Annotated in this window: 1 protein-coding gene; it reads left to right on the plus strand. The window is 65.7% G+C overall.

From position 1 onward, the window contains the following. Positions 1-179 precede the first annotated feature (179 nt). A complete protein-coding gene (locus ABZW30_RS47010) occupies positions 180-1,313 on the plus strand; it encodes an IS630 family transposase (protein WP_355677497.1) in 1,134 nt (377 codons plus the stop codon). Positions 1,314-1,421 lie beyond the last annotated feature (108 nt).

The raw sequence follows: 1,421 nt of genomic DNA on the forward strand, positions 1-1,421 counted from the left end.
CGGCCATCTCCCCAGGTGTCACACCACACCAACGACACCACCCGACACAAGGACACGCCACCACCGCGCCGACCTGACCAGGCCCTACTAGTGCCACATCAGAGAACCTTTGCCCCGTAGTGACGTGACGCGCCGTTCGGATGCTGGTCCGGACGGCGTTGTGCCGCCAGGCTGTCCAGGTGGCAGAACGAGTACGCGTCCGCGACATCGATGACGATGAGGGGCAGCGCCTGCTGCGGATCATCCGTAGAGGCACCGGGTCGGTGGTGACCTGGCGGAGGGCTCAGATGGTGCTGCTGTCCGCGCAGGGCATGCCTGCCGCGAAGATCGCCGAGGTGACGTTCACCAGCGCGGACCGGGTCCGGGACGTGATCCACAACTTCAATGCCGACGGCTTCGATTCCCTCTACCCCAAATACAGGGGCGGCCGGCCGAGGACGTTCACGCTGCCCGAGCGGCGCGAGATCAAGAAGATCGCCAAGTCCAGGCCGGCCGAGCACGGCTTGCCGTTTTCGACCTGGAGCCTGGACAAGCTGGCCGACTTCCTGGTCGCCGAGGGGGTGGTCGACGACATCAGCCATGAGGGCCTGCGGGTCCTGCTCCGCGAGGAGGGCGTCTCGTTTCAACGCATAAAGACCTGGAAGAGCTCCCGCGACCCGGACTATGCGGCCAAGAAGGCTCGCGTCGAGCACCTGTACGCGATCACTGACGGCGAAGTCATACCCGAGGACGGCGAGCCCGAAGTCGTTTGCTGCCTGGACGAGTTCGGCCCGCTCAACCTCCAGCCTCACCCCGGGCGGCAGTGGGCCGAGCGCGGCGGGAAGCACAAGAACCCCGACCGGGAGCCCCGGCCCCGCCGCCGGGCGACCTACACCCGCCCGCACGGGGTCCGCCACCTGTTCGCCGCCTACGACCTCGGCAAGGACAAGCTCTACGGCCACATCAAGCCGAGAAAGCACCGCACCAAGTTCCTGGAGTTCTGCCGCTACCTGCGCAGCCTCTACCCGCCCGAGATCCGGATCGCGATCGTGCTCGACAACTTCTCCCCGCACCTGACCACGAAGAAGGACACCCGGGTCGGTGACTGGGCCGCGGCCAACAACGTTGAGTTCGCCTACACCCCGACCAACAGCTCCTGGCTCAACCGCATCGAGGCCCAGTTCACCGCCCTGCGCTACTTCACTCTCGACGGCACCGACCACGCCAGCCACAAGGAGCAGGGAAGCATGATCCGTCGCTACATCATCTGGCGGAACAAGCACGCCGCCGACGAACGCCTATGCGCGGTGGTCGACAGGGCAAACGTCGCCTGAGGCTCAGTCGAGTTTGGGTGCAGATCCAATCGGGGTGTTGTTGATCAAGCCGCGAGGTTGAGCCCATCGCGGTAGCGGGCTTGGTGGTTGCGGGTGAACTCCTGCTGT

It is taken from the genome of Kitasatospora sp. NPDC004669, from assembly GCF_040609455.1.
Classification (GTDB): domain Bacteria; phylum Actinomycetota; class Actinomycetes; order Streptomycetales; family Streptomycetaceae; genus Kitasatospora.